The sequence below is a fragment of the Streptomyces sp. NPDC058880 genome (assembly GCF_042742535.1).
GTDB lineage: Bacteria > Actinomycetota > Actinomycetes > Streptomycetales > Streptomycetaceae > Streptomyces.
This window is the reverse complement of the sequence record NZ_JBHYMC010000001.1, coordinates 62,668-85,798: the sequence shown is the minus strand read 5'-3', so window position 1 is coordinate 85,798 and position 23,131 is coordinate 62,668. Positions and strand designations below refer to the sequence as shown.

Annotated in this window: 23 protein-coding genes; 19 read left to right on the top strand and 4 right to left on the bottom strand. The window is 71.1% G+C overall.

The features are described 5' to 3' along the window. Positions 1-107 precede the first annotated feature (107 nt). The 3 genes from ACFW2G_RS00375 (at position 108) to ACFW2G_RS00365 (ending at position 2,783) form a co-directional block, all read left to right on the top strand. The gene (locus ACFW2G_RS00375; protein WP_384680802.1) at positions 108-1,106 is read left to right on the top strand and encodes a teichoic acid biosynthesis protein C; all 999 of its coding nucleotides are present in this window, start codon (positions 108-110) and stop codon (positions 1,104-1,106) included. Positions 1,107-1,297: 191 nt separating this feature from the next. Continuing rightward, complete coding sequence (locus tag ACFW2G_RS00370) at positions 1,298-1,720, top strand: hypothetical protein (protein ID WP_037922223.1); 423 nt, start codon at positions 1,298-1,300, stop codon at positions 1,718-1,720. 475 nt (positions 1,721-2,195) lie between these two features. Next, positions 2,196-2,783 carry a GNAT family N-acetyltransferase gene (locus ACFW2G_RS00365; protein WP_384583423.1) on the top strand — a complete coding sequence of 196 codons (588 nt, stop codon included), beginning with the start codon at positions 2,196-2,198 and terminating at the stop codon, positions 2,781-2,783. A 217-nt stretch (positions 2,784-3,000) separates the two neighbouring features. Here the strand turns inward: ACFW2G_RS00365 and ACFW2G_RS00360 are convergent, their stop codons facing one another. Then, on the bottom strand, positions 3,001-3,219 hold the full coding sequence (locus tag ACFW2G_RS00360) for a hypothetical protein (RefSeq protein ID WP_030848328.1): 219 nt from the start codon (positions 3,217-3,219) through the stop codon (positions 3,001-3,003). 272 nt (positions 3,220-3,491) lie between these two features. Here ACFW2G_RS00360 and ACFW2G_RS00355 point away from each other — a divergent pair, with 272 nt between their 5' ends. Beyond that, entirely contained in the window at positions 3,492-3,701 is a 210-nt protein-coding gene (locus ACFW2G_RS00355; protein WP_384450597.1) for an acyl-CoA carboxylase subunit epsilon, read from the top strand. A 50-nt stretch (positions 3,702-3,751) separates the two neighbouring features. On the opposite strand, the gene ACFW2G_RS00350 is transcribed toward ACFW2G_RS00355, so the two are convergent. Then, the gene (locus ACFW2G_RS00350) at positions 3,752-5,386 is read right to left on the bottom strand and encodes an FAD-dependent monooxygenase (protein ID WP_037922227.1); all 1,635 of its coding nucleotides are present in this window, start codon (positions 5,384-5,386) and stop codon (positions 3,752-3,754) included. A gap of 276 nt (positions 5,387-5,662) precedes the next feature. Here ACFW2G_RS00350 and ACFW2G_RS00345 point away from each other — a divergent pair, with 276 nt between their 5' ends. The 10 genes from ACFW2G_RS00345 (at position 5,663) to ACFW2G_RS00300 (ending at position 13,567) form a co-directional block, all read left to right on the top strand. Continuing rightward, complete coding sequence (locus tag ACFW2G_RS00345; RefSeq protein ID WP_037922229.1) at positions 5,663-6,760, top strand: SchA/CurD-like domain-containing protein; 1,098 nt, start codon at positions 5,663-5,665, stop codon at positions 6,758-6,760. Positions 6,761-6,861: 101 nt separating this feature from the next. Then, on the top strand, positions 6,862-7,305 hold the full coding sequence (locus tag ACFW2G_RS00340; protein ID WP_384450592.1) for a cupin domain-containing protein: 444 nt from the start codon (positions 6,862-6,864) through the stop codon (positions 7,303-7,305). Beyond that, positions 7,302-8,573 carry a beta-ketoacyl synthase gene (locus ACFW2G_RS00335; RefSeq protein ID WP_037922230.1) on the top strand — a complete coding sequence of 424 codons (1,272 nt, stop codon included), beginning with the start codon at positions 7,302-7,304 and terminating at the stop codon, positions 8,571-8,573. Before ACFW2G_RS00340 ends, ACFW2G_RS00335 begins: the two co-directional genes overlap by 4 nt. Continuing rightward, positions 8,570-9,808 carry a beta-ketoacyl synthase N-terminal-like domain-containing protein gene (locus ACFW2G_RS00330; protein ID WP_037922231.1) on the top strand — a complete coding sequence of 413 codons (1,239 nt, stop codon included), beginning with the start codon at positions 8,570-8,572 and terminating at the stop codon, positions 9,806-9,808. The genes ACFW2G_RS00335 and ACFW2G_RS00330 overlap by 4 nt, the downstream gene beginning before the upstream one ends. Before the next feature lie 49 nt (positions 9,809-9,857). After that, complete coding sequence (locus ACFW2G_RS00325; protein WP_037922233.1) at positions 9,858-10,112, top strand: acyl carrier protein; 255 nt, start codon at positions 9,858-9,860, stop codon at positions 10,110-10,112. A gap of 1 nt (position 10,113) precedes the next feature. Next, on the top strand, positions 10,114-10,593 hold the full coding sequence (locus tag ACFW2G_RS00320; protein WP_037922235.1) for an SRPBCC family protein: 480 nt from the start codon (positions 10,114-10,116) through the stop codon (positions 10,591-10,593). Positions 10,594-10,614: 21 nt separating this feature from the next. After that, positions 10,615-10,956, top strand: coding sequence for a TcmI family type II polyketide cyclase (locus ACFW2G_RS00315; protein ID WP_037922236.1), 342 nt, complete (start codon positions 10,615-10,617; stop codon positions 10,954-10,956). A gap of 211 nt (positions 10,957-11,167) precedes the next feature. Next, positions 11,168-11,875 (top strand): NADPH-dependent FMN reductase, encoded by a 708-nt coding sequence (locus ACFW2G_RS00310; RefSeq protein WP_384583426.1) that lies wholly within the window; start codon positions 11,168-11,170, stop codon positions 11,873-11,875. Positions 11,876-11,937: 62 nt separating this feature from the next. Then, positions 11,938-12,855, top strand: coding sequence for a MurR/RpiR family transcriptional regulator (locus ACFW2G_RS00305; protein WP_037922238.1), 918 nt, complete (start codon positions 11,938-11,940; stop codon positions 12,853-12,855). Between the two features lie 325 nt (positions 12,856-13,180). After that, entirely contained in the window at positions 13,181-13,567 is a 387-nt protein-coding gene (locus ACFW2G_RS00300) for a hypothetical protein (RefSeq protein ID WP_030848295.1), read from the top strand. A gap of 22 nt (positions 13,568-13,589) precedes the next feature. Here the strand turns inward: ACFW2G_RS00300 and ACFW2G_RS00295 are convergent, their stop codons facing one another. Then, positions 13,590-13,964 (bottom strand): hypothetical protein, encoded by a 375-nt coding sequence (locus ACFW2G_RS00295; protein ID WP_037922243.1) that lies wholly within the window; start codon positions 13,962-13,964, stop codon positions 13,590-13,592. A 204-nt stretch (positions 13,965-14,168) separates the two neighbouring features. Here ACFW2G_RS00295 and ACFW2G_RS00290 point away from each other — a divergent pair, with 204 nt between their 5' ends. From ACFW2G_RS00290 to ACFW2G_RS00270, 5 genes are all read left to right on the top strand, one after another. Beyond that, positions 14,169-14,678, top strand: coding sequence for a hypothetical protein (locus ACFW2G_RS00290; protein WP_384450582.1), 510 nt, complete (start codon positions 14,169-14,171; stop codon positions 14,676-14,678). Positions 14,679-14,721: 43 nt separating this feature from the next. Continuing rightward, positions 14,722-14,970 (top strand): hypothetical protein, encoded by a 249-nt coding sequence (locus tag ACFW2G_RS00285; RefSeq protein WP_384450579.1) that lies wholly within the window; start codon positions 14,722-14,724, stop codon positions 14,968-14,970. Positions 14,971-15,303: 333 nt separating this feature from the next. Beyond that, on the top strand, positions 15,304-16,464 hold the full coding sequence (locus ACFW2G_RS00280; protein ID WP_157840249.1) for a hypothetical protein: 1,161 nt from the start codon (positions 15,304-15,306) through the stop codon (positions 16,462-16,464). A 371-nt stretch (positions 16,465-16,835) separates the two neighbouring features. Then, positions 16,836-20,612 (top strand): CDP-glycerol glycerophosphotransferase family protein, encoded by a 3,777-nt coding sequence (locus ACFW2G_RS00275; RefSeq protein WP_384583460.1) that lies wholly within the window; start codon positions 16,836-16,838, stop codon positions 20,610-20,612. Next, a complete protein-coding gene (locus ACFW2G_RS00270; RefSeq protein ID WP_384450576.1) occupies positions 20,605-22,113 on the top strand; it encodes a hypothetical protein in 1,509 nt (502 codons plus the stop codon). The genes ACFW2G_RS00275 and ACFW2G_RS00270 overlap by 8 nt, the downstream gene beginning before the upstream one ends. Here ACFW2G_RS00270 and ACFW2G_RS00265 read toward each other — a convergent pair. Continuing rightward, positions 22,097-23,041 (bottom strand): endonuclease/exonuclease/phosphatase family protein, encoded by a 945-nt coding sequence (locus ACFW2G_RS00265; RefSeq protein WP_384583429.1) that lies wholly within the window; start codon positions 23,039-23,041, stop codon positions 22,097-22,099. The two genes, ACFW2G_RS00270 and ACFW2G_RS00265, sit on opposite strands and share 17 nt — an antisense overlap. Between the last annotated feature and the right edge of the window lie 90 nt (positions 23,042-23,131).

The following is a 23,131-nucleotide window of genomic DNA, read 5'->3' as shown; positions in this document are numbered from 1 at the left end:
ACCAGGCGCTGTGGACGGCTCTCGCAACCGGGCGCGCACAGCCGTACGGCTGTGCCGCAGGCCCACATCCCGCCGGGGGCGCCCCGTTAGACTCCCCGAAGCGATCAGTGCGCACGACACTCGTCCAATCGGGGGAACTCATGCCGCAGGAACGTTTGAACCGCCGGAGTCTGCTGCGCGCGGGCGGCGGAATCGGGCTCGCGTCGCTCGGCCTGGGGTACGGAGCGGGAGTTGCCTCCGCGGCGGTGTCCGCGTCGCCGCGCTTCGATCTGACCAAGCCCTCGTATGACCTGTTCCGGCACAAGCCGCTGCACGACGACACCGTGCAGCAGAGCTTCGCCTTCGACAGCGTCAACAAGCGTCTGTTCGTGGCACAGCGGCGGAACGGCACCGACACCAAGGCCGGCGATCTGTGCATCACCCAGCTGGACTTCGCCGGCAACCATGTTTCGTACATGCATCTCAGCGGCTTCGGCCACGGGGTGTCGTTCGGTGTGGAACCCCGCGGCAGCGAGAGCTGGCTGTGGACCGAGGTGGACGCGAACTCGAACGGCTACGGCACCCGGCTTGGCCGCTTCAAGTTCGTGAAGGGCGGTTCGCTGTCCCGCACATCGTCGGCGATCACCAAGTACAGCCCCGTGTCGGGGGCCGTGGAGTACACCTGCTCCATCGACCCGGTCTACGACAACATGGCCGTCCGTCACCACAAGGACGGCGCGAAGTACATAGCGGTCTACGCCATGTCGGATGCAAAGGCAGGAGACTTCAGCAGTCCCAAGGCCTACTTCAAGCAGCCGTCGATTCGGGGCACCGCGCAGGGCTATACGACTTACGGTCAGCACCTGTACTACCTGACAGGCAACGCGTACTCGTCGAGCAACCCGGTGCCGGGCAACGCCGAGCTCACGAGCGTGAACCTGAACACGGGTGCGATAACGCAGGGTCCGGTTCTGACGAAGGCGGGCGGCACGTTGGAGTTCCGTGAGCCGGAGGGACTGGCGATCTACCGCACGAACGCCGGACAGTCCCGCCTTTTCCTGGGCTTCGCGTCGGGCGCCGCTGGTGACCGGCGCTCGAATCTGTTCTACAAGAACGTCCTGGTATAGCCGCTGATCAGGCCTTGGCAGGCCGGTCCGCACCCGCGCATACGTTCTCGACCGGGAAGCGGCAGGGCCATAGGATCCCCCACGCGCTCGAACGCGTATCCAGGCAGGGGACCTGGATGCGGCAGACCAGTCATGCGGGGGGACCCATGAACACGCGTCTCACCGCGGCCCGCCCTGACCAAGGAGGACCCATGAAGCGCACGATGAATCTGACCGCCAAGGCCGTCACCGCCGGTGCGGCCGCCGTCGGGATGATGGTCGGTTTCAGCGGTCAGGCCGCTGCATCCACCAGCGTGGAGATGACTGCCTACTATGGCGGCAAGTTGGCCGGCAGCGGCTACTTCAACGCCGACCCGTCCGGCTCCGTCCCGGGTGACGCCATCCGGGCCTGTGATCTCTACGCCGACGGCGTGGGCATCGAGGTCCGTATGGACATCAACCCGAGCGGTGCCTGGCACACCGACCGCGTCGCCAGCACCCGCGGCCACAATTCGCCGTACTGCTCGCCCTGGAAGAGCGGCAACATAGCCGAGGAGACCACGGTGGCTCTCAAGATCTGTGCGGTGAAGGGGACCTGGGAGGACTGCTCCCCGGTGCACTACGCCAAGGCGTGAGCCCGCGGCGGCACTGTTCGCCGTGACATCACTGACACGGCCCCGGACCAGGCGTCCGGGGCCGTGTCGCCGTTCAGCGGCGCGTCCGCCGGTCTGCTCGGTCGTGCGCAGCCCGGTATGCGCAGTCATCTTCTGGCGCCGTGCCTCACGGCCGGTCCGGGACGCCCCTGCCCCATAGCCATTCCTGGACGCTCGGGGAGCTGTCCAGCGGTGACGTCCCTCGGCCGCCGCATTCGCCCGCACCCATGCCGGGTCCAACCGCTGGTCGAGGCTGAGCTCGCATGCCCGTTCCTCCAGCCCGACCGGCGAGTTCGTATCGAGGACCTTCAACTCCCGAGGAACCGGCTCATGCGAGTTCATCGCCCCAAGCTGCCCGACAGCAACCCAGCGCCTGCAACCGCCCCTTCGAAGACCATTTCGTTGGGAGTTCTTAATGCCTTGCCGCAGGGAGCAGGGCCGAGAGAGCATCCGGTGCATGGAAGCACCGGCCGAAAGCCTTCGTTCGGACCACGTCGTCCTGCGCCGCTGGCGGACGGGCGATCTCGACGCTCTCGAACAGGCGATCCGCGAGTCGCTCGACCACCTGGTGCCGTGGCTGCCTTGGGCCGCCGACCCCGGCAGGCGGCAGACTGCCGAATACCTCGCCAGGGCCAAGGAGCAGTGGGAGGCCGGGCAGGACTTCAGCTACGCGATCACCTCGGGCGCCGAAGTGATCGGAGGCTGCGCCCTCATGCGCCGCGTCGGAGCGGGCGGCCTCGAAATCGGCTACTGGCTCCACCCCGCGTGGACCGGACGGGGCCTGGTCACCGCGGCCGTCGCCGGTCTGGTCGGCGAGGGCTTCCGGCTGGAGGGCATCGACCGCATCGAGATCCACCACGACGCCGCGAACCAGGCCAGCGGGGCCGTTGCCCGACGCTCGGGATTCACCGAGATCGGGCGCGGACCGGCGCCCGAAGAACCGCTCGCGCCCGGCGAATCGGGGATCGACGTCATCTGGCGGATGACGGCGGACCAGTGGCGGACGCGGACGGCCGAGGCCGTTGCCGCCCGCCGGTCCGGCTGACCGGCGAACCGGCGCACCGGTGTGCGGCGGGAGCCGGCCGGCGTCCGGCGCGGCTGCACCGACGACCGCTCCCGCTCCACGGCATCCGCGCCCGACCCGGCAGCCCGGGCGCGGGGCGGCAGTGTTCCGTCAGCAGGACCGGGACCCCGGCCGACTCGTCCGCCGCCGGATGCCGGCGGTGGACGGAACCCACCCGTTCGGCCCAGTCCGCCGGACTTCAGCGGCGGGGGCCCAGGACCTCCTCGGCGCCGGGCAGGTCGTGGACGCAGACGCCCCGCCCGGTCAGCGGCAACAGCCCCGCCAGCGGACACGACACCGGCATCTCGTGGTCGACCTCCCATTGCCCGACCTTGTTCCCACCCGTGTGATCCGTCGTGCAGACGGCGTACAGGTGGCCGGCGCACCCCCGGCAGAGCAGGGGCTGGTGGCCGCTCACGGCCGCCCCGCATGGTGCCGCGGACTCGCCGTGCCGCGCCCGGCGGGCGCTTGTACCGTCGGACGCGACAGGGGTCCTGGCGATCCGACCGGACCCCAGAGGCCGGTTCGCGCCTGCGGAAAACGTCCCGTCGGCGCGCCGAGCCACCCGTGTGCCGCCCGCGTCGACGCCGAGCCGGTCCGGCCCGCGCGATGCGACGGGGCGCACGCGCAGCCCCCGTGAGAGAGGCCGTGCCGATGCCGAACGATGCTCCGACAGCGAGCCTGCTGCGTGTGGAACGGGGCGTTGCCGCCCCGGAGGAACTGGCCGCGATCGCGGTCGTCGTCGCCTGCTACGCGAACCGGACCTCCCTCGACCGCGACCGTGGCCGTGACGGCTGCGCGACGGGCGGCGCCGGGACGGGGGCCGGCAGCGGCTCCGGCCGCCGCCCCACCGCCCAGCCCGACGCCGGCTGCTGGGCAGGTTGCTGGACCTGCCGCTGAACCCCGTCCGCCGGCCGCGCGCACGGCCGGCGGACGAGGGGCACGAGTGGTCACGCCCGGCGCAGCACCGTCGAGAGGACCTCGCGCAAGACCGCCGCGGGGTCGGCCGCGGCCCCTTCCGAGCGCCAGGCCACGAAGCCGTCAGGGCGTACGAGTACGGTGCCGTCGGCGTCCAGTCGGTGGACCTCGGTCCAGGGGGCGCCGCCCTCCGGGACCAGGTCCGCCCCCGGACCCGAGCCGATCGCGTACGCCTCCAGCCGCACCCCCAGCTCCCCGGCCACCTGCTCGGCCGCCGCCCGCCACGGCGTACCCGTGGCGCTGAGCAGCACGAAGGAACGCTCGTACAGGTCCAGGGTGGAGATCCGCTCACCGGCCCTGGACAGCCACATGTGTGGGGCGCGGGTCCCGGTGTCGCCCATCGAACCCAGCGTCTCCGGGATGACGGGCCGCCCCGGGTCGCCGCCGACGAGCGCGCCCTGCGGGTAGCAGTACGCCATCGCGGTGGTCAGGACACCGCTGCCCGGCCCGCCGCCCATGGTGGGCGGAGGCGCGTACCCGGGGTGGCTGTGCTCGGCCGAACGGGCCGACGCCCGCTCGCTCGTGGCCCTGGCCACCGGAAGCCGCTCGGCCTGGTAGGTGTCGAGGAGTCCGATGCCCGCCGCCCCGCCGAGCACTGCGGCGATCTTCCACGCGAGGTTGTGCGCGTCCTGGATGCCCGTGTTGGAGCCGAAGGCCCCGGTGGGAGACATCTCGTGGGCGGCGTCCCCGGCCAGGAACACCCGGCCGGACGCATACCGCTCGGCCACCCGTTCGGCCGCGTGCCACGGCGCCTTGCCGCCGATCTCCACGTCCAGATCGGGAACGCCGACCGCCTCCCGGATCTGGTCCACGCACCGCTCGTCGGTGAAGTCCTCCAGCGTTTCGCCCTGGTCGGGGTGCCAGGGAGCGTGGAACACCCACTGGGTGTCGTTGTCCACGGGCAGCAGCGCCCCGTCGGCACCGGGGCGCATCAGGTAGCAGACGATGAAGCGCAGGTCGCCCAGTACCTTCACCAGCCGCTCCGAGCGGAAGGTGACGCTCACGTTGTGGAACAGCTCGCCGTTGCCCGTCTGCGGGATCCGCAGCTGCTCGCGGACGGGGCTGCGCGGTCCGTCCGCCGCGATCAGGAAGTCCGCGCGCACCGTGATGTGCTCGCCCGTGGCACGGTCCTTCACCACGGCGTTCACCCCGGTGGCGTCCTGGTCGAAGCTCATCAGCTCGTGGCCGAAGCGGATGTCGGCACCCTGTGCCCGGCTCTGCTCGGCCAGCACCGGCTCGATGTTGTTCTGGCTGCACAGGCACCACTGCGTCGGGCTGAAACGCGCCAGTGCGCCGGACGGGTCGATGGACTTGATCAGCCAGTTGTGGTTGGCCGTGTCGGTCAGTGACTGCGCTTGCAGAATGCCCTGAATGCCCTCCAGTACGGACGCCGCCCGGCGGATCGCGTGCTCCGCCCCCGCTGTGCGGTACAGCTCCATCGTGCGGGCGTTGATGCCACGGCCGCGCGGGTGCGGGGAGGTACCGGAGTGCTTCTCGACCAGCAGGTGCCTCACTCCGTGGCGGCTCAGAAAAAGCGAGGTGGACAGGCCCACGAGGGAGCCGCCCACGACGAGAACCGGTACGCGAACATCGGCGTTGTCTTCCATCAGCTGCGGGCTCCTGTTTTCTGTGTGGGGGAGTGGACTCTTTATGCCCCCGATCCTGGACGAGGCCCGGTTGATTCGCCGGTTGTCACCCGCTTGATGCGGACATGTAGCGGTACGCCCCTCTCCGGATGACGATGAGCGACAGCGGCTCCCCCGGGACGCGCCGGTTTGTCCTTCCCCCGGTGAGGAGGCCGCCGGCCCGGGCGGATGCCACCGGTGACGGACGAGGGGTCCGTACGCGATGGATCTCCACCCCCCTCAAGAAGGAGTGAGTAGATGACAACCACCCTGCCCGAGCGGGTGTCGCAGTCAGCCTTCGACGGCTCCATGCTCCGGGTCGTCCTTCTGATGGACCTCCACGAGGGGACCCAGCAGCGGTTCTTCGAGGCGTACGAAAAGCTCCGCGACGACATCGCCTCAGTTCCGGGACACATCAGCGACCAGCTGTGCCAGTCCTTCGAGAACCCCTCACAGTGGCTCATCACGAGCGAGTGGGAGAGCGCCCCGCAGTACCTCGCCTGGGTCAACAGCGACCACCACGCCGAACAGGTGCGGCCGCTCGGTGCCTGCGCCCGCTCGATGCGCCCGCTGAAGTTCACCGTCCTGCGCGAGACCGGCCGCGGCTACGAGCAGACGTCCCGCCCTTCCTCGGCGCGTCTGCAGTCCACGCCCCGCCTGGGCGCCGGGATCGTGCGCCACGCCCTCACCTTCACCGTCAAGCCGGGCAGCGAGAAGGACGTCGCGGCCATCCTCTCCAGCTACGCCTCTCCGGCGGCCCGCGTCGACGACCACACCCGGCTGTGCCGCACCTCGCTGTTCATGCACGGCAACCGGGTGGTGCGGACGGTCGAGGTCCAGGGCGACCTGATGGCGGCCCTGCGGCACGTGTCGGAACAGCCCGAGGTCCGCGCCGTCGAGGAGGCCATCAACCCCTACCTCGAACAGGACCGCGACCTCGGCGACCCGGAATCGGCCCGCATGTTCTTCATGCGCGCCGCCGTTCCGGCCGTCCACCACATCGCCGCACCGGAGCCCGAGTCCGACGAGGTGCAGCGGCACGCGATCTACTACCCGGCGAAGCCCGGCTGCGGCCAGGCGCTCGCCCGGTTCCTGGCCGGGCAGGACGAGGCGGCAGCGCGCAGGTCCACGAGCCCCGTCCGGAGCAGCAGCATCTTCCAGCGCGACGACATCGTCGTCCGGCTGATCGACGTGCGCGGCCCGCTCGACGCCGACCCGGAGACCGTCCACGGCGTCGCGGGCCCCCGCAAGGCCGCGGTGCTCGCCCGCCTGACGGTCGCACCCGGCGGGCGGGGCCGTGCCGCGCACCACACCATGAACCTGATCACCGACCGCCGGGCACCCGCGCAGTCCTGATCCCCCGGGGCCGTCCGGCCCCACCCCCTTCCCCTCTTCCCCACCCTCTCCCCACCCCGATCTCCGTCGAGGCTCTCCCCACACGCCAGGAGGCAACCACCATGACCCAACAGCGCCCACGCATCGTGGACCTGAGCGAGACGCCGCCCAACCGCCGGCGCGGTGGCGACCTGAGGGCCGTACTCACCCCCACCTCGGTGGGTTCGACCAGCGGCTTCATGGGCCTGGCCATCATGGCCCCCGGGGAGTCGATCGCCGAGCACTACCACCCGTACTCCGAGGAGTTCGTGTACGTGGTCAGCGGCCGGCTGGAGGTCGACCTCGACGGGGAACCCCACCCGCTGCGCACCGACCAGGGGCTGCTCGTCCCGCTCAACACCCGTCACCGCTTCCGCAACGTCGGGGACATCGAGGCCCGCATGGTCTTCCACCTCGGCCCGCTCGCCCCGCGCCCCGAGCTGGGGCACGTGGACACCGAGCAGGCCCCGAATCCGGAGGGAACCGCGTGGGAGCAGCCGCCGGACCGCACGGGAGCGGTCTCGTGACCCGCCGGAGGGTGGCCGTCACCGGAGTGGGCGTGGTCGCCCCCGGTGGCATCGGAGTCCGCGACTTCTGGGACCTGCTGGCCGGCGGGCGCACGGCGACACGGGGCATCAGCCTCTTCGACCCGACCGGATTCCGCTCCCGGATAGCCGCCGAGGTCGACTTCGACCCTGCCGCGCACGGCCTCGACGACGAGGAGGCGGCCCGCGCGGACCGCTACATCCAGTTCGCCCTGGTCGCCGCCCGCGAGGCGGTGCGCGACGCCGGACTCGACCTCACCTCGGACGAGGCCTGGCGGACCGGTGTCTCCCTCGGCACCGCCGTCGGCGGCACCACCCGCCTGGAACACGACTACGTCGCCGTGAGCCAGTCCGGCTCCTGGTGGGACGTCGACCACAAGCTGGCCGGCCGCCACCTGCACCGCGCGTTCACGCCGGCCACCCTCGCCTCCGCCGTCGCGGAGCAGACGGGAGCACGCGGCCCCGTCCAGACCGTCTCCACCGGCTGCACCTCGGGACTCGACGCCATCGGGTACGCCGTGCACGCCATCGCCGAGGGCCGGATGGACGTGTGCATCGCCGGAGCGTCGGACTCGCCGATATCTCCGATCACCGTGGCCTGCTTCGACGCCATCAAGGCGACGTCGCCGAACAACGACGACCCGGCTCACGCCTCCCGCCCGTTCGACGCCGACCGGGACGGCTTCGTCCTCGGCGAGGGCGGCGCGGTCCTGGTGCTCGAAGACCTGGAACGGGCCCGCGCCCGCGGTGCGACCGTCTACTGCGAGATCGGCGGCTACGCCACCTTCGGCAACGCCCACCACATGACGGGCCTGACCGCCGAGGGCCTGGAGATGGCGAGGGCCATCGAGACCGCCCTCGCCCAGGCCGGGATCGCCGCCGACGAGATCGACTACGTCAACGCGCACGGCTCCGGTACCAAGCAGAACGACCGTCACGAGACCGCGGCGGTCAAGAAGGTCCTGGGAGACCACGCCTACAGGACGCCGATGACCTCCATCAAATCCATGGTGGGGCACTCCCTCGGGGCCATCGGCGCCATCGAACTCGCGGCCTGCGTCCTCGCCATGGTGCACCAGGTGGTGCCGCCGACCGCCAACTACGAGACGCCCGACCCCGAATGCGACCTGGACTACGTGCCCAAGGTCGCCCGGGAACGGAACCTGCGCAGTGTGCTCTCCGTGGGCAGCGGCTTCGGCGGCTTCCAGTCCGCCGTGGTCATGACCCGGCCGAAGGAGGAGGTCTCGTGACCAGCCGTACGGTCATCACGGGCATCGGGGTCGTCGCGCCCAACGGCGTCGGCGCCGACGCCTTCTGGAAGGCGACCCAGTCCGGCGTCAGCGTCCTGGACCGCGTCACCCGGGCGGGCTGCGAGCACCTGCCGCTGCGCGTCGCGGGCGAGGTCCGGGGCTTCGACCCGGGATCCCTGGTCGAGGACAAGTTCCTCGTGCAGACCGACCGGTTCACCCACCACGCCCTCGCCGCTGCCGACCTCGCCCTGGAGGACGCCCGGCTCGGCCGCGCCGACTACGAGGACGACCCCTTCTCCTTCGGTGTCGTCACCGCGGCCGGCTCCGGCGGCGGTGAGTTCGGCCAGCGCGAACTGCAGCACCTCTGGGAGCAGGGGCCGCGCTTCGTCGGCCCGTACCAGTCGATCGCCTGGTTCTACGCCGCGAGCACCGGCCAGATCTCCATCCGCCGCGGACTGAAGGGGCCCTGCGGGGTCGTCTGCAGCGACGAGGCGGGCGGGCTCGACGCCTTCGCGCACGCCGACCGGGCGATCCGCCGGGGCAGTCGGGCCATGCTGGTCGGAGCGACGGAGGCGCCCCTCGCGCCGTACTCCATCGTCTGCCAGCTGGGGTACGAGGGGCTGAGCACGCGGGACGACCCGGAGCGCGCCTACCGGCCGTTCACCGACCAGGCCTGCGGCTACGTCCCCGCCGAGGGCGGCGCCATGTTCGTCGTCGAGGACGAGGACGAGGCCCGACGCCGCGGCGCCACCGTACGCGCCGTACTCGCCGGCCACGCCGCGACCTTCAGCGGCACCCTGCGCCGGGACGAGGCGGGCGAGGGGCTGGCGCACGCCGTCCGCGGCGCCCTCCGGGAAGCCGGCTGCGGCCCCGAGGACATCGACGTGGTCTTCGCCGATGCCCTGGGGACCCCGGAGGCCGACGCGGCCGAAGCGGCCGCGATCCTCCACGCGCTCGGCGACCACGGGCGGAAGGTGCCGGTCACGGCACCCAAGTCCGGTATCGGCAGGGCGTACTGTGCGGCTCCCTCCCTCGACACCGCCGCCGCGGTCCTGGCACTGGAGCACGGAGTCGTCCCACCGACCCCGAACGTCTACGACGTGTGCCACGACCTGGACCTGGTGACGGGCCGTGCCCGCACGGCCGAGCTGCGGACCGCGCTCGTGCTCAGCCGCGGCCGAATGGGATCCAACTCCGCGCTCGTCGTCCGCAAGGCATCCCCGGCGGGCCCCTAGTCCGCCAGTGCGCCGCAACCGAGTGTCCCCCACAGGAAGAGAGCACGCGATGTCCGACCGACTGACAGTGGAGGAGCTGGCGGCCCTGATGAAGACCGCCGGCATCACCGTCGATCCCACCGAGATGGCAAGCCGTCCGGACTCCTCGTTCGACGAGTACGGCCTCGATTCGCTGGGCCTGCTCGGCATCGTCGGTGAGCTGGAGAACCGGCGCGGACGGGCCCTGCCCACCGACGCCGACCGCTGCAAGACCCCCGGGGAATTCCTCGACCTCGTCAACCACAGCCTGATGACTGGAGCCTGACATGCCAGGACACACCGAGAACGAGATCACCGTCAACGCGCCCGTGGAGCTCGTGTGGGAGATGACCAACGATCTCCCCGGCTGGCCGCAGCTGTTCAGCGAGTACGCCTCGCTGGAGATCCTGGAGCAGAAGGGGGACACGACCACCTTCCGCCTGACCATGCACCCCGACGAGAACGGCACGGTGTGGAGCTGGGTCTCCGAGCGGACCGTCGACCGCAAGGGCCTCACGGTCCGCGCACGGCGGGTGGAGACGGGCCCCTTCGCCCACATGGACATCCACTGGCAGTACTTCGAGGTGCCCGGCGGCACCCGGATGAAGTGGACCCAGGACTTCGCGATGAAGCCCGACGCGCCCGTGGACGACGCCTGGATGACCGACAACATCAACCGCAACTCACCGATCCAGATGGCGCTCATCCGGGACAAGATCGAGCAGCGCGTACGCGACGGCCACGCCCCGGCCGCCAGCCGTCTCTGAAACGAAAGGCGAGCACGTCGGATGAACGACACGCACCGCGCTCTCATCGTCGCCCGTATGGCGCCGGGATCGGGCCCCGACATCGCCGGGCTCTTCGCGGACTCGGACGCGGGTGAACTGCCGCACCTGGTAGGGGTCACACGCCGGAGCCTCTTCCAGTTCGGCGACGTGTACATGCACTTCATCGAGGCGGACCGGCCGCCCGGACCGGCCATCGCCAAGGTCACGGACCACCCGGAGTTCCGGATGCTGAGCGAGCGCCTCACGGCCTACGTCAGCCCGCACGACCCGGAGACCTGGCGCAGCCCGAAGGACGCGATGGCCCACGAGTTCTACCGCTGGGAGAACCCCCGCGCGAAGTGACCCGGCGGCCCGGACGGGACCCGCACACCGGCGTGTGCGGGTCCCGCCGCGCGTGGGCCGCGCCGTCCGCCGGTGTGGCGGGGAGGTGCGAAGCGGGAGGGGAGGGGAGCGGGGGAGGGAGCGGCGGCCGGTCCGGCAGCCGAGCAGTCCATAAGCCGAGCAGCCGAGCAGCCGAGCTGGGAAGCAGAGAAGCAGAGAAGCAGGAGGCGGCATGAACCCGACAGACACCGACCATTTCCCGGTGGACCCCGGACGTCCGCACGACGGCGAGCACCCGCGTTCCTCGCTGCGCGTGCTGGTCCTGTCCGGGTCCTCCCGGACCGGCTCGGTCAACGTCCGGCTCGCCGCCCTCGTCGCGGCGATGGTGCGCGAGGCCGGGGCCGTGGCGGAACCCGCGACCCTGCGCGACTTCCCGATGCCGCTCTACGACGGTGACGCCGAGGCCGGCGAGGGGCTGCCGGAGGGCGCCCTGGCCCTGTGCCGGCGGATCGAGGCCGCGCAGGCACTGATCATCGCCTCTCCCGAGTACAACGCCTCCGTGCCGGGCGTCCTGAAGAACGCCGTCGACTGGGTCTCCCGATACCGTCCGCAGCCCTTCAAGGACCAGCAGACCCTGCTGGTCTCGGCGTCGCCCTCGATGGTGGGAGGCAACCGCGGGCTGTGGGCCCTGCGCGTCCCCCTCGAACACCTCGGCGCCCGCGTCTACCCCGACATGTTCAGCCTGGCGGGCGCCCACCACGCCTTCACCGGGGACGGCACCCTCGGCGACCCGGACCTCGGCGAGCGGCTCGGCGCCACGATCGGCTCCTTCCTCGACCTCGCCGAGGCGGACACCCGCTATCTGTGCCTCCAACGGCGCTGGTACGAGTTCCTCGGCGACCGCACCGACGCTCCGGTCACCTCGCGCGCCCAGGACTGATCATCACCGGTCCGGGGGGTGAGCTATGTTTGGCGCGAGTGACGTGAGAAGGAGGCCCTCCGGTGTCATCGGGGCAGCAGGCACGCGCACAAGCGGCTGCGATCACGCCGAGCGGCCAGTCGTCCGTGGAGGTCCGCCCTCCGGCCGACCGGCTCCTCGCGCTCTTCGACGGCCGCCGCCTGTCCCCGGGCCAGCGGCGCATCGCGCAGTACCTGATCGACCACCTCACCGAGGCGGCGTTCCTGTCGATCACCGAGCTCGCCGAACGGGTGGGCGTCAGCCAGCCCTCCGTCACCCGGTTCGCGTCCTCCCTCGGCTTCAGCGGCTACCCGGCTCTGCGCGACGTGCTCCAGCCGATCGCACTGAGCGCGGTGGCCGGCGCCCCGGACACCCGTGAGCAGATCCGCCGCAACGAGCTGCAGGCGGCCGTCGACGCGGAGATCGAGAACCTGGAGAACGTGCGCCGGCTGCTCGCGGACACCAACCAGGTGCTCGACATCGGCCGTGAGCTGGCCGCCTCGGTCCCCCTGACGATCCTCGGCCTGCGCATCTCGGTCTCCCTCGCGGAGTACTTCGCGTACGCCGCCCGGCGCATCCACCCCGACGTACGCCTCGTCACGCGCGGCGGCAGCGTGGCCTTCGACGCGCTGCTGCAGTCCAGGGCGGCCGGCGGGACCTGGGTCCTGGCGTTCGCCATGCCGCGGCACGCCAGGGAGACCCTCTCCGCCGTCCGGGCGGCCCGCAGTACGGGGCTGCGCGTGGTCCTGATCACGGATCCCACCCTCGGGCCCTTGGTGGACGAGGCCGACGTGGCCCTGACAGCGGCGACCGGTTCCCGCCTGGTGTTCGACTCCTATGCGGCGCCGGGGATGCTCTCGGCGGCCCTGCTGCAGGCGATGGCGGACGCGGATCCCGAGCGGACACAGGCCCGTCTGGAGGACTACGAGCAGGTGGCCGACCAGCACGGCTTCTTCCTGTAGGCGTTCTTCGGCCCCCACGCCGACTTCACCAGGCGATATTCACCCTTTGATGTGCATGAAATTTTTCATGCGCTTGCTTACTCGACGGTATATATGTTTACTGACGACGGCGCTCCTGATCCACCAGATGCCAAGGAGGACGACCCCACGTCCTCTCGAACGCACCGCGGTACGGCGAACCTCCTCCTCACGTCGTGACCGCGGGTCGAGTCCAGGCTTTCGGATCCCGCTGAGCGCCCATGGCGGCCTCGGTCAACCCCTGGGCCGAGGCCGCCCCTCAGACACGTCTCGATCAGAGCTTCGAAACCACTCGGAAGTGACGAGAATGCCCCAGACGGCCACGTTTACGCTCAGCCCGGACTGGCCCCTGCAGGTCAAGGCACCCGGTACGCACGACTGGGAGCGCACGGCCACGCGCTGGCTGCGGGACCTCCTCCCGGCCCGCTACGGCGGCTACCTGACGCTGACCCGTCACCACGCTCTCCTCGCCCGGCACGTCCAGCTCCAGCTGCAGCACGAGATGCGCGCGGTGCGGGCGGCCCTGCAGACGAGCCGCGCGGAGCTGCCCACGATGGGCATCGCCGAATCGGTCATCGAGAACTCGATCAGGATGTACGCCCTGGAGCTGGAGCAGCTCGGCCGGCTCGCCCGCGGTGCCCGGCTGGTCTCCGACGCGCTCCTGGTGGGCACCCCCGCCCAGCGCCGCCGCTGACCGGCGCCCCGCCCGGCGGCTCTCAGGCGGGCTGCCACGACCGCAGCCGGGCGGCGACGTCGAAGACGCTGACGCGCAGCATGCGGATGTCGGTGATGAGCTCGCGCCACTGCTCGTAGGAGGCCTCCACCGCCTCTCCGGAGGCCTCGATGTAGGCGACGGCGACGCCGTAGGCGAAGTACTCGTTCGAGGCGGGCAGTGGTCGCAGCAGTACCAGCGCGTCGAGCAGGGCGGCCGCGCGCCAGTAGGCGTCGGGGTCGTCCACCGCCAGGCTGGGCGTGTTGACCCGGTGCCGGGCAACGGCGGCGACCAGGGCGGAATGGTCGGCCACCGCCACGTCCTTGAACAGCGCCTCCTGCCGCTCCAGCAGCCAGCGGTGATCGATGTGCAGTTCCACGCATCCGAGTATCCCCGCCCCGGGCCCGGCCGTGGGGCTTTTCGCACCGGGCGGCGGACGCGCGTGGGGCCGCGGCGGTGGACGCGGGCCGGGCCACGCGCACGTCCGGGGCGGAGGGCCGCGAGATCCGTCCGCGCAGAAGTGTTCCGCCGCGGGACTTCGCCTCCTACGGTCTGTGCACACAGTTCCGGACCAGGAGGCAGCGTGAAGCGCGAGATCGACATCGACATCGACCAGCTGGTGGCGGCGATGCAGGCGGTCGACGAGGCGGGGCGCCTCTTCGAGGAGGCGCTCGCGGTGTACGAGTCGCGGGGCCTGAAGCGCACCAGCGACGACTTCAAGGTGGCGGGCGGCTCCGTCCAGACGCTCCAGGGCGCCGAGGAGATGGCGCTGGGCACCCGGAAGTTCCTCGCCGAACTCGCGCTGATCCTCGGCTACGCGACGGCCGGCGTCGAGGACCGGGTGCCGGCCCGGCCCGCGGGCGCCCGGGCCGGCTTCACCGGCATCAGCGGCGGCGGCGCCCGGATGGCGAGACCGCTGCTGGACCCGACGCTGCGCGGACTGCGCCTGCTGCTCGGCGTCGGCTTCTTCGAGCCCGCCTTCAAGGCGGAGATCGAAGCGGTCCTCCTGGCCGAGAAGGCGACCTACCCGGACCCGGCCGCCTTCCGCGTCCGCCCGTCGGACGCCGCCGCCTCCGTCGCCAGAAGGCGCTGACCGCCGGGATGCCGGACCGGGCCGTCCCGGCGAGGCTGGGGGTATGCATCATGCGCCCGTCGTCGTGCACCGGATCCTCCCGTCGGGCGGCCGGCAGGTCACCCTGCGGACCGCCGGACGGGAGGAGCCCCTCGGCCTGGCCCGCTCGGACGAGGACGTCATCGAGTTCCTGCGGCGGGCGGGCATGCCGGACCCCGACGACGTCGTCCTCGGCGGCACCGGGCCGGTGGAGTGGGAGTCGGACACTCCGCACGTCTACGAGGCCGACCCGCCGACGGCGGACCTCCCCTGAACCCGTCCCCCCGGACGGCCGCACTGGAGGGGCCCACCGGTCCGTGCACCGCCCCCGCCCGGCCCGCAGGCAGAGCCGGACCCCCAGCGCCGCCTGAGGGGCGGTCAGGAGTCGTCCGCCCGCAGGCACCGCGCGGATCGCGGCGCCTGCGGGTACGGGGTGGGGAGGGGCGGCCGTCGGCGCGAACGGCGCCGTCACCCGGGGGCCTCCGCCGCGAGGAAGCGGATATTCCGGCCCTGGCGCCGACGGGTTCGCGTACTGACGTACATTGTCCAACGGCCCGCTGGGCCGGACGGACAAAACAGGGCGAGTGTGGGCAGGAGTGGCCAGGGCATGGCGCGACGCGGACGTGACGGGGTGGACCGCGGAGTCGGCTCCGTCGAGCCCGCGGTCCCGGGCCCCGAGATAGCCGCGGCGGCCGGCGAGGGGCACCTCGCGCCGGGATGGCTGCGCCTGGGGCGGGACGGCCGGCTGACCGCCTACGCGAGCTGTGCCGGGGGCCTGGTCCGCTGGACCGAGTCGGCGCCCGGCTCGGACGTCTGGCGTGGACCCGAACTGTTCCCCGTGGAGGGGTGGGCCGGCCGGTTCACCCTCAGCCAGGACGCGGGCGGTTTCGTCTGGTTCGCCGGCACCCGCCATCGGGACGGGGCGCCGGACGGTCGTGAGCTGGTCGTCGCCGCCCAGTACCAGACAGGCCGTCCTCTCGGAGAATGGCGAGCGCTGGGCAACCCCTTCCCGAAGGCGGAGGAGGGGGAGGGGCCGCGAGCCCCGCAGGGCGACCCGGTCGTGCTGTCCGACGGCGCCGGCGCACTCCACGTGCTCGCCACCCGGTTCGGGACCGGCGTCCGGGGCAGGACCCGCCGCCCGGACGGCATATGGGGCAATTGGCAGGACTATCAGGGCAAATGGGTGCGCGGTCCGCTGGCGCCGCTCGTGACGGCCCAGGGGCGTGCCGAGTTCCTCGCGCCCTTCCGAGGGGGCGCCTCGTACTGGGGCCAGGGTGGGCCGGGTGCCGCCTTCACCTGGCTCGGCCGCATGGAGGCCGACGCGGTCGAGGGGACGTTCAGCTCCCACGAGACGAGCCCCGGCTGCGGTACCTACTTCTGGCGCCACCCCGCGGACGGGGGAGTCGTCGCCTACCGCCCCCGGACGCCCGCCGGGGCCCCGAGCGCGCTCATGCCGCTGGGTGGTGCCGGGGGTGTCGGCCCCGTCGGCGTCACCCGCGCCCGGATCAACGGCTACGACTGCACGATCCTGCTCCAGCGGGGAGCCGAGGGGTGTCCCGAAATCGCTGCATATCCTACGGAGGGTGAACACTACGGCGCGTGGTGGGCGCCGGTGGGGGAGCGGTGCGCGGGGCTGCCCGCCCTCGCCCGCGACGCGCGGGGCGCCGTCACGATCGCGATGATCGACACGGACGGCGGGCTGCGGATCGCCCGACAGGACCTGACGGACGCGGGCCTCTCCTTCGGGCCCTGGTGTCACGTGGGGTGACCTACCTCACCGTACGCACGGGTGTGATGGCGCCGGAGTGACCCTCCCCGCGCAGGCCGCCCCAACTCGTGGGTAGTTGACGCGTCCAGTACTGCTTCGGCATCGCCGTCCGTTCGCGTGCGTGAAGGTTTGGACGCCTTGAGAGCTTGTGAATAGTTGCTCGTCGTCGAACGGTTGGCCTACGCTGCGCACACCCTGTGAAGGTCGTATAAGTGTGCGGTCACCGCGAGTGCGGTCACAGGCTGTAGGGGGAATCGAGCGTGCGGGGAGCGGTGGTGACCAGATCCCGGGGCGGGTCTGGGGGCGCGCCGCAGCACCTCCCTGCGCGCCGCGAGAAGTGTGTCTATCGAGGAGTTTGCTGAGTGGCAGGTATGCCCCGCCTGAGCGTCGTCGTGCCCTTCCAGGACGTCGAGATCTACCTCCAGGAGTGCCTGGAATCGATAGCCAGGCAGACGTTCCGCGACCTTGAGGTGATCATGGTCGACGACGGCTCGACCGACTCCTCGACCGCGATCGCCGCCGACTTCGCCCGCCGCGACCCGCGCTTCCGGCTCCTGCGGCAGGAGTCGATGGGCCCCGGCCACGCCCGCAACGTCGGCATCCGTGCCGCACACCCGCAGGCGGAGTTCCTCGCGTTCGTCGACGGTGACGACGTCATACCCGAATACGCCTACGAGTTGCTCGTGCAGACCCTGGAGGCCTCGGGCTCCGACTTCGTCTCCGGCAACGTGCAGATGATGAACTCCACCAAGAGGTGGCAGTCCCCGCTGCACAAGGCGCCGATGCGGGCCAACAAGCGCGGCACGCACATCACCAGGCTGCCCGACCTCATCTACGACCGCACCGTCTGGAACAAGCTGTTCCGGCGGTCCTTCTGGGACTACCACTACATCGCCTTCCCCGAAGGCGTCATGTACGAGGACTCCTGGGTGAACATGTTCGCCCACTTCCGGGCCGCCAAGGTCGACATCCTCACCGACATCGTCTACTTCTGGCGCCGGCGCGAGGGCGGGGCCGCGCCCTCCATCACCCAGCGGCACACCGAGTTCAGCAACCTTCAGGACCGCGTCGCCGCGGTGCAGTCGGTCAGCCGCTTCCTCGCCGGGCACCGGGCGCGGTCCTACTCCGACCACAAGCGCAAGTACGACCTCGCCTGCCTGAAGTCCGACCTGATGCTGCACCTGAAGGTGCTCCCGGACGCCGACGAGGAGTACCGCGACGCCTTCATGCGGTGGGCGAACGACTTCCTCGACGAGGCCGACGACGACATCATCCAGGAGCTGCCCGCCGACGCCCGCGTCAAGTGGCTGCTCGTGCGCGAGGGCCGGCTCAAAGAACTGCTCGACGTGGTCGAGTTCGAGCGCAAGGGCGGGCCCATGCCCGTCCAGCGCCGCCTCCACCGCTACCTCAACTACCCCTACCTCGGGGACCGGTCGGTGGGCATCGACAAGAGCGCCTATCGGCTGGACAAGGAGCTCTCGCTGCACGGCTCGCTGAGCAGCGCAGAGTGGGACGACTCCGACCACCTGGTCCTGGAAGGGGCCGCCTACGTCCGCTTCATCAACGTGCACAAGCGGCACATGTCGATGAAGGCGATCGCGCTGCGCAACAAGAAGCAGGGCCGCGTGGTCGTGGCCAAGGCGAAGACCACCTACTACCCGCAGGCCACCGAGTACTCGAACCAGAGCCGCTACTGCTACGACTGGTCCGGATTCCAGGTCCGCTTCGACACCGGCCGTCTCAAGCGCAAGGGCGAGTGGGTCGAGGGCACCTGGGACGTGGCGGCCGGCGTCCTGAGCCGCGGCCTGTTCCGCTACAAGGGGATCGTCCGGGGCGGAGCCGGCAGCGCGGCCAACCCGCCCTACCGGTACGTGGAGAAGAACACCCGCGTGGTGCCCCTCTTCCTCCAGGGCAAGCTCAAACTCCGGGTCGAGCGGGTCCGCTGCCGCATCACCCAGCACCGGATGGCCGGCGACCACCTCGAACTGCGCGGTGTCTACCTGGGCCCCGTGCTTCCCGAGTGGGGCAAGTTCCGGGTGACCAGCATGGGAGGCGCCGGCCGCCACGACGCGTGGGTCCATTTCACGCAGGGCGGCGAGGGCTGGTACACCTTCGTCACCCGCATCCCGGCCAAGGCGCTCGTTCCCGGCCACCGCACGAACTCCTCCGACGGGGTTCCGGAGACCTGGAGCACCGGGGCCAACGGCTGGAAGACCACTCTCCACGTCGAGGGACGCAAGGCCCCCATCTACCCCGTCATGGCCGAGGAGGCCGAGGACGGCCACTACCGCGTGCCGGCCGGGCTGCAGACCGAGGGCGGGGACCGCGAGGTCTTCGTCCACCGCAACGGCTCCGGCTACGTGGTGTTGTTCGAGCGGGACACCCTGCCCCTGGCCAAGTCCGCGACCTGGCTCCAGGACGGCTCCCTCGAGGTCGTCGCCGGCTACGCCGCGCAGGACCGGCTCGACGCGTCCGAGTACGCCACGGCGCACGTCGTCGTACGCTCCCGCGCCCACGGCGCGGAGCGCGTCGTCCCCCTCACCTGGCACGGCAGCGACTTCAGCTTCGTCGTCACCCCCGCCGCGATGCGCACGCTGGCCGGCGACATCCCGCTCGCCGCGGGCCGTTGGGACTTCTTCCTGCGCCGCCAGGACCCCTCCGCCGTCCGGCCCGAGGACCGCTCCGACGACCTCGTGGTCAAGATGACCCAGGAGCTGATCCCCACCCTGCCCCGGGACATGAGCAGCAACGACCGCAGGTACGAACTCCAGTCGGAGGCCTACGACCGGCTCTCGCTCCTGGTCCATTCGGCGATGCCGGACGAGGCCCGCGGACCCTACCGGCAGAAGCTGATGCGCACCAAGACGTACCCGGACGCCCGGCGCAAGCCGGTGACCGCGGCCGTGCTCTTCGACGCCTTCAAGGGCACCCAGTACTCCGACAGCCCGCGCGCCCTGCACGAGGAGATGGTCCGCCGGGGCACCGACCTCGAACACCTGTGGGTGGTGCGCGACGACCAGGTCGCCGTCCCGCCCACCGCCCGTCCCGTGCGCATGTGGTCCCCGGACTGGTACGAGGCCATGGGCCGGGCGAAGTACATCGTCGCCAACAACCACCTGCCCGACTGGTTCGAGAAGCGCGAGGGCCAGGTCGTCGTACAGACCTGGCACGGCACCCCGCTCAAGCGGATCGGTCACGACATCGAGGCCGTGCACTTCGCGGACAAGCGGTACCTGGAGCGCGTGGAGAAGGAGGTGCAGAACTGGGACATGCTGGTGTCCCCGAACAGCTTCAGCACCCCGATCCTCCAGCGCGCCTTCCAGTTCCCGGGGGAGATGGTCGAGAGCGGCTACCCGCGCAACGACATCCTGCGCCGGGCCGACTCCGGACGGGCGGCGCAGGTCCGCCGCCGCATCGGCCTGCCCCCGGGCAAGAAGGTCGTCATGTACGCGCCGACCTGGCGCGACGACCAGTTCTACGCACCCGGCAAGTACAAGCTCGACTTCCGCATCGACCTCGACGACGCCAGGGCGCGGCTCGGCCACGACCACGTCCTGCTCGTCCGGCGCCACCCGAACGTGGTGGACCCGGTACCCGGTGCCGGCGACGGCTTCGTCTTCGACGTGTCCGACTACCCGGACATGGCGGACCTGTCGCTCATCGCCGACGTGATGATCACGGACTACTCGTCCCTGATGTTCGACTTCGTCAACACCGGGCGGCCGATCCTGTTCTTCACCTACGACCTGGACCACTACCGGGACACCCTGCGCGGCTTCTACTTCGACTTCGAGCAGTCCGCACCGGGCCCGCTGGTGTTCACCTCTCCCGAACTGATCGGCGCGATCCGCAACGTCGACCGCATCCAGCACGGCTACGCCGCCCGCTACCGCTGGTTCCAGCAGGAGTTCTGCGACCTCGACGACGGCTACGCCTCGGCCCGGCTGACCGACCGCATCCTCATCGCGGGCGGGGACCTCGACCCGGCGCGGGCGCAGGCGCCGGCGGTCGGCAGGGCATCGGGCGGTGCGTCGGGCCACACGGTTTCTGCGGACCACCCCGCAGGCCAGCCAGGTCCCTGGAACGCTGGCACCCTCGGCCAGGTGCCGCGCCAGCCGGTGAGAAGAACGGATTCCGAGCATGTCTAAGGCAACCCAGAGCACACGCCGCGTCCTCAGCGGCGTGGACTCCGCCGGAGCGGTGCCCATCGAGTACAAGTTCTCGCACGCGCGCAACGGCAACCGCCACCTGGTCGTCGTCTTCGCGAACCGCTACGCGCCCGGCGAATGGGGGTGGGCGACCGGAAAGCTGGACCTCCTCCGGTCCAACATCCTGTGGATCCGCGACCTGTTCGACGGAGCGAACACCTACTACCTGTGCAAGCGGATGGACTTCTCCCTGGAGCAGTCCGTCGCCGGCGTCATCTCCCGCGTCATGAACGCTCTGGAGCTTTCGCCGGACCAGGTGACCATGTTCGGCAGCTCCAAGGGCGGCAGCGCCGCCCTCTTCTTCGGACTGAAGTACGGCTTCGGGAACATCGTCGCCAGCGTGCCCCAGTTCCAGATCGGCACCCGCGTGGCGGAGGGCAACCCCGACGCGGTGCGGGTGATGATGGGCGAAGCGACGGAGCAGAACATACGCGTCCTCGACTCGGTCCTCCCCGACCTCGTCCGCAGCGGTGCGAACCCGTCGGCCAACATCTACCTGATCACCTCGCCCCAGGACGAGCAGTACGCACGCCAGGTCGAGCCGTTCATCGGGCACTTCCAGGGCCGCGAGAACTTCAACTTCATCTACAACGACTCCTCCCTCATCACGGACCACGGGAAAGTCACCCTGCGCAACCTCCCCACCCTCATGGGACTGCTCAACCTCCTCGTCGAGGGCATGGCCCCCCGCCTGGGCATGGTCCGCAACGGCTACGAGCAGCCGGAGCGCGACAAGTCGGCCATCGAGGCCTTCCTCACGCAGACCTCCCTGGTGCAGTCCGGCGACTCCTTCCCCCGGCCGGTGGTCCGGACCCCGACGCCGGAGGAACGGGTCCCCGCCAACCAGGTCCGCTTCGTGGGAACGGCCGTGGGCGCGGCTCGGGTCAGCTTCTGGGAGGACGGCAAGCACAAGGGCTCCGCGCCCGTCGCCGCCGACGGTACCTGGGTCTGGGAACGCACCACCCCCTGGGCCAAGGGCCGGCACGTCATCAGGCTCTTCGCCGCGGACGTGAACAACTACCAGACCGAGCGCACGGAAGTCGCGTTCACCGCTGTGGAGCACGCCTTCGAGCCGCTGCCCGAGTACGCGGCGGCCCCGCCGCCGCCACCGCGCCCGGTCGAGCGCCTCGTGCTGACGGTGACCGCCCCGGCCGCCCACCAGCAGGTGCCCGCCACCGCCGTGGGATTCGCCGGCTATGCCCCCGGTGCCGTGCGCGTGGACTTCCACGAGGGCGGAGTGGGTCTGGGGACCTGCGAGGTCCGCTCCGACGGGAGCTGGGTGTGGGAGCCCGGCTGGGCCTGGAACGCGGGCGACCACTTCGTCGAGGCCATCGCCGTGGATGCCGTCGGCAACGCCTCCCCGTGGACGGCGGTCCCCTTCACCGCGACGACTGCCTACGGGACCCCGGCCCAGGGCGGTTACTTCAACGCGAGGCACTGACCTGTGGGGTGGCTGACGCCTCGGCCGTCCGGCGTACCCGGATCACCAGGGGCCGGTGGTCCGAGGCATCGGTGTCCACCACGTCGCAGCCGGTGCGGGGCAGCGCGGTGAACAGGTAGTCGAGCTTCGAATCGTCGGTGTGGGTGGGGCGGCCCTTCCGGGAGCCGCCCTTCTGATCGCACTCGCGGAACGTCGTGTACGCCTCCGACGGCCAGATCCAGGCGGACCTGTTCCCGTCGCCCACCGGAGGCGGAGAGTTGAAGTCCCCGCCGAACACCGTGCGGTCGTCCGTCGACGCGGCGGCGACCAGCGAGCTCAGCTGGTCGTCTCGCAGGTCCCAGTCCGGGTGCTCGGCGTCGCTCTTGCGCAGCGAGAGGTGGGCGTTGCACACCCGCAGGCCCTGGGCCGGGACGCGCGCGCACAGGATCCCCCGGTGCAGCCCCACCGTCGGCTGCTCGGTCGGGATCACCTCCACGTCCTGGAGCCGGGAGGCGGCCAGCAGCCCGAAGCCGGCCTGCCCGCGTCCCTGCCCGGTGCACTGGACGGCCGCGCGGGCACCCGCCGAGTCCACGTTGGCGTAGGGCTCGAAGGCGGTGTTCCATTCCGGCCCCAGTCGCGCCGCGGAGGACGACAGGTCCTCCGAGCACACCTCCTGGAGCAGCAGCACGCGCACGTCGGAGTCGCCGATCAGGTCGCGCAGCTGCTGGAACTTGTCCGTCGGGCTGCCCGTCCGCTCACAGCTCCACTGCTGCACCCCGCACATGTTCCAGGTCGCCACGGAGACCTCGTCCGGCTCCGCCGGGCCCAGGCCGGTGCCGGCGACGGGGGCGGACGTACACGCCGCCGCCGTCGACAGGGCGAGCGCCGTCGCCGCGCGGCCGAACCGGCGGCGGAGCGACCGCGGTCCGGTCTGCTTGTGCTTCTGCATTCCGACATCATTGGGTATCCCCCGGTCAGCCGCCGAACCGGCCCCCTCCGAGCCGTTCCGGAACGCGGCCCGAGCCGGTCACCGTCAGGT

Bases quoted from the DNA above. Each gene is read 5' to 3' on its own strand.
- ACFW2G_RS00315 (WP_037922236.1), top strand. From the start codon at position 10,615: ATGAACGACACGCACCGCGCTCTCATCGTCGCCCGTATGGCGCCGGGA.
- ACFW2G_RS00365 (WP_384583423.1), top strand. From the start codon at position 2,196: ATGGAAGCACCGGCCGAAAGCCTTCGTTCGGACCACGTCGTCCTGCGC.
- ACFW2G_RS00270 (WP_384450576.1), top strand. From the start codon at position 20,605: ATGTCTAAGGCAACCCAGAGCACACGCCGCGTCCTCAGCGGCGTGGAC.
- ACFW2G_RS00310 (WP_384583426.1), top strand. From the start codon at position 11,168: ATGAACCCGACAGACACCGACCATTTCCCGGTGGACCCCGGACGTCCG.
- ACFW2G_RS00275 (WP_384583460.1), top strand. From the start codon at position 16,836: ATGCCCCGCCTGAGCGTCGTCGTGCCCTTCCAGGACGTCGAGATCTAC.
- ACFW2G_RS00280 (WP_157840249.1), top strand. From the start codon at position 15,304: ATGGCGCGACGCGGACGTGACGGGGTGGACCGCGGAGTCGGCTCCGTC.
- ACFW2G_RS00350 (WP_037922227.1), bottom strand. From the start codon at position 5,386: ATGGAAGACAACGCCGATGTTCGCGTACCGGTTCTCGTCGTGGGCGGC.
- ACFW2G_RS00325 (WP_037922233.1), top strand. From the start codon at position 9,858: ATGTCCGACCGACTGACAGTGGAGGAGCTGGCGGCCCTGATGAAGACC.
- ACFW2G_RS00340 (WP_384450592.1), top strand. From the start codon at position 6,862: ATGACCCAACAGCGCCCACGCATCGTGGACCTGAGCGAGACGCCGCCC.
- ACFW2G_RS00285 (WP_384450579.1), top strand. From the start codon at position 14,722: ATGCATCATGCGCCCGTCGTCGTGCACCGGATCCTCCCGTCGGGCGGC.
- ACFW2G_RS00265 (WP_384583429.1), bottom strand. From the start codon at position 23,041: ATGCAGAAGCACAAGCAGACCGGACCGCGGTCGCTCCGCCGCCGGTTC.
- ACFW2G_RS00345 (WP_037922229.1), top strand. From the start codon at position 5,663: ATGACAACCACCCTGCCCGAGCGGGTGTCGCAGTCAGCCTTCGACGGC.
- ACFW2G_RS00300 (WP_030848295.1), top strand. From the start codon at position 13,181: ATGCCCCAGACGGCCACGTTTACGCTCAGCCCGGACTGGCCCCTGCAG.
- ACFW2G_RS00370 (WP_037922223.1), top strand. From the start codon at position 1,298: ATGAAGCGCACGATGAATCTGACCGCCAAGGCCGTCACCGCCGGTGCG.
- ACFW2G_RS00320 (WP_037922235.1), top strand. From the start codon at position 10,114: ATGCCAGGACACACCGAGAACGAGATCACCGTCAACGCGCCCGTGGAG.